Origin of the sequence: Streptomyces sp. BR123 (assembly GCF_013401435.1) — a bacterium.
GTDB lineage: Bacteria > Actinomycetota > Actinomycetes > Streptomycetales > Streptomycetaceae > Streptomyces.
In genome coordinates this window covers 1-3266 of record NZ_JACBGN010000483.1, presented here as the reverse complement: position 1 = coordinate 3266, position 3266 = coordinate 1, and the positions used below count along the sequence as shown (strand labels likewise).

The following is a 3266-nucleotide window of genomic DNA, read 5'->3' as shown; positions in this document are numbered from 1 at the left end:
CCGCCGGCCCCCGCCGACCCCGGACGGCGGTCAGGAGCCCGTGCCGCCGCCGAGGTGCTGCCACAGGAAGGTGTAGGCGAGGGCCCGGTTGTGGGCGGCCTGTTCGTTGTCCGAGGCGCCGCCGTGGCCGCCGCCGGTGTTCTCGTGGAACAGGACGCGGTGGCCGAGCTCCCGCAGCCGCGCGGCGGTCTTCCGGGCGTGCCCGGGGTGGACCCGGTCGTCGCGGGTGGAGGTCATCAGCAGCACCGGCGGGTACGGCCGCCCGGCGGCGAGGTTGTGGTACGGGGACATGTCCTCCAGGTGGGGCCGGTCGGCCTCGGTGTCGGGGTCGCCGTACTCGGCGATCCAGGACGCGCCGGCGAGCAGCCGGTGGTAGCGCAGCATGTCGAGGAGGGGAACCTTGGCGACGACCGCGCCGAACAGCTCGGGGTGGCGGACGAGCATGGCGCCCATGAGCAGGCCGCCGTTGCTCGCGCCGGTGATGCCGAGCCGGTCGGGGGTGGTGATGCCGCGGGCGGTGAGGTCGGCGGCGACGGCGGCGAAGTCCTCGAAGGCGCGGACCCGGTGGGGGCCGAGGGCTGCCTGGTGCCAGGCGGGGCCGTATTCGGCGCCGCCGCGGATGTTGGCGACGACGAAGGTGCCGCCGCGGGCGAGCCAGGCACGGCCGGTGATCGCGTCGTAGCCGGGGGTCTGCTGGTCGCGGAAGCCGCCGTAGCCGTAGAGGAGTGCGGGGCCGGGCCGGTCGCGGTCGGCGGGGCCGACGACGAAGTAGGGCACGGCGGTGCCGTCCCGTGAGGTGGCGAAGTGCTGCCGTACGGCCAGGCCCGCGGTGTCGAAGCGGGCGGGGGCCTGCTTGAGCACCTCGGTGTCCCCGCCGATGTGGCCGCGGGTGAGGGTGGAGGGCTGGAGGAAGCCGTCCACGTCGAGGAAGTACTCGTCGGAGGTGTCCGGGTCGGTGTCGGTGATGCAGGCGGAGGACAGCGGGGGCACGTCGGCGAGCGGGCGGCGGCTCCAGCCGTCGGGGCCGGGGGTGAGGACCTCCAGCCGGGTGGCGACGTCGGCCAGTGTGTCCAGGATCAGGTGGTGGCGGGTCCAGCAGTGGCCGGACAGGGCGGTGCGCTCGTCGGGGGTGAACAGGGCGTGCGCGGTGCGGTCGCCGGCGAGGAAGGCGTCGAAGTCGAACACGAGGAGCGAGCCGGCGGGATGGCCGAGCCACGGGCTCTTCGGGGTGACGACCAGCCACTGCCGGTGCGCGTACGCGCCGGCGTCGGCCGGGACGTCGATCCTGACCAGCCGGTCGCCGTCGGCGAGCAGGTGCAGCTCGCGGTGGAAGAAGTCGGTGGCGCGGGAGACGAAGGCCCGCTCGAAGCCGGGCGTGGCGTCGTACCAGCCGGAGGCGGAGACGTCCGTGTGCTCGGCCTCGTAGACGACCTCCGCGTCCTCCAGGGCGGTGCCGCGGCGCCAGCGGCGGACGGTGCGCGGGTAGCCGGAGGCCGTCAGGGAGTCAGGGCCGAGGTCGGCGCCGACGAAGAGCGTGTCCTCGTCGATCCAGGCGACCCGGGTCTTCGCTTCGGCGACCTCGAAGCCGCCCGGGACGAACGCGCGGTCGTCCAGGTCGAACTCCCGGACCACGACGGCGTCGGAGCCGTCGCGCGAGAGCATGACCAGCGCACGCCGGTAGTCCGGGTAGCGGACGGCGGCCCCGGCCCACACCCATTCCTCGCCGTCGGCCGCGGCGAGGGCATCGACGTCGAGGAGGACGTCCCAGGCGGGCTCGTCCTTGCGGTACTGCTCCAGCGTGGTGCGCCGCCACACGCCCTTCGGCCGGTCGGCGTCCCGCCAGTAGTCGTACAGGTACGCCCCGCGCCGGACGGTGTAGGGGATGCGCTCGGCGTCGTCGAGGACCTCGCGCAGTTCGCCGCGCAGGGTCTCGAAGCGGGGGTCCGAGGTGAGGGCGGCGGCGGTCTCCGCGTTCCGCTCGGCGACCCAGCCCAGCGCGGCCTCGCCCTCGACGTCTTCCAACCACAGGAACGGATCTTCACCAGTCACCCCACGATTGTGCCGCCCGCGCCGGCCGCCCGGTGACTCCTCCCCGCCCCGGTCGCCGCGGGTCGCGCCGCCACGCCGTCGCGCCGGCGCTCGGGCCGTGCCGTCATGCCGTCATGCCGTCATGGGACGGTCGTGTGCGCTGACGGGGGCGGGGAGGGAGGTCGAGCCGGTGAGGTAGCGGTCGACGGCGGCGGCCGCCGAGCGGCCCTCCGCGATGGCCCACACCACCAGGGACTGCCCGCGCCCGGCGTCCCCGGCGACGAACACCCCGTCCGCGGAGCCGGAGCCGGGAGCGGGGACGCGGCCGTCGGGGGTCGGCGGGGGAAGGGCCGCGAAGCCGGGGCTGCGGGCGTACCCGCCGCGGGCGTCCCGGTTGAGGCCGAGCTGCTCTTCCAGCGCGGCGGACCGCTCGGGCCCGGAGAAGCCGAGCGCCAGCAGGACCAGTCCGGCCTCGACGACCCGCTCCGTCCCGGGGAGGGGCCGGCGGGTGACGGGTTCCACCGCGGTCAGGTGCAGGGCGCGTACCCGGCCGGCGGCGTCGCCTTCGAAGTGCAGCGTGGCGTGGGCGAAGATCCTGGGGTCGCCGCCGTCGCGGTCGCGCGCCTCCTCGTGCGCGTGGGAGATCCGGTAGACCTTCGGGTACACGGGCCAGGGCTCGGTGTCGGACCGGTCGGGGCCGGGCTCCGGGTTGATGTCGAGCTGCAGCACGGAGCGGGCGCCCTGCCGCAGGGCGGTGCCCAGGCAGTCCGAGCCGGTGTCCCCGCCGCCGACGATCACGACGTGGCGGCCCTCGGCGCTGATCGGGGCCGCCGTGAGGTCGCCTTCCTGGACGCGGTTTGCGCCGGTGAGGTACTCCATGGCCTGGTGGATGCCGTGCAGGCCGCGGCCCGGTACGGGGAGCTCGCGGCGCTCGCCGGCGCCGACCGCGACGACGACCGCGTCGTGCCGTCTGCGCAGGTCGGCCGCGTCGATTCGGCCTCCGACGTCCGCCTCGGTGCGGAATCGGGTGCCCTCGTCGAGCATCTGCGCTATGCGGCGGTCCAGGTGGGCCTTCGCCATCTTGAAGGCGGGGATGCCGTAGCGGAGCAGGCCGCCGATGCGGTCGTCGCGCTCGTGGACGACGACGGTGTGCCCGGCCCGGGTCAGCTGCTGGGCCGCGGCGAGTCCGGCCGGGCCCGAGCCGATGACGGCGACGGTCCTGCCGGTCGGCCGGGCAC

Annotated in this window: 2 protein-coding genes; both read right to left on the bottom strand. The window is 75.5% G+C overall.

Going from position 1 to position 3266, the window contains the following annotated elements:
* Positions 1-30: 30 nt before the first annotated feature.
* The gene (locus tag HYE82_RS35315; protein WP_179178319.1) at positions 31-2049 is read right to left on the bottom strand and encodes a prolyl oligopeptidase family protein; all 2019 of its coding nucleotides are present in this window, start codon (positions 2047-2049) and stop codon (positions 31-33) included.
* Between the two features lie 111 nt (positions 2050-2160).
* Positions 2161-3266, bottom strand: a 1106-nt coding sequence (locus HYE82_RS35310) for a glutamate synthase subunit beta (RefSeq protein ID WP_179178318.1), incomplete at its 5' end; no start/stop codon positions are given.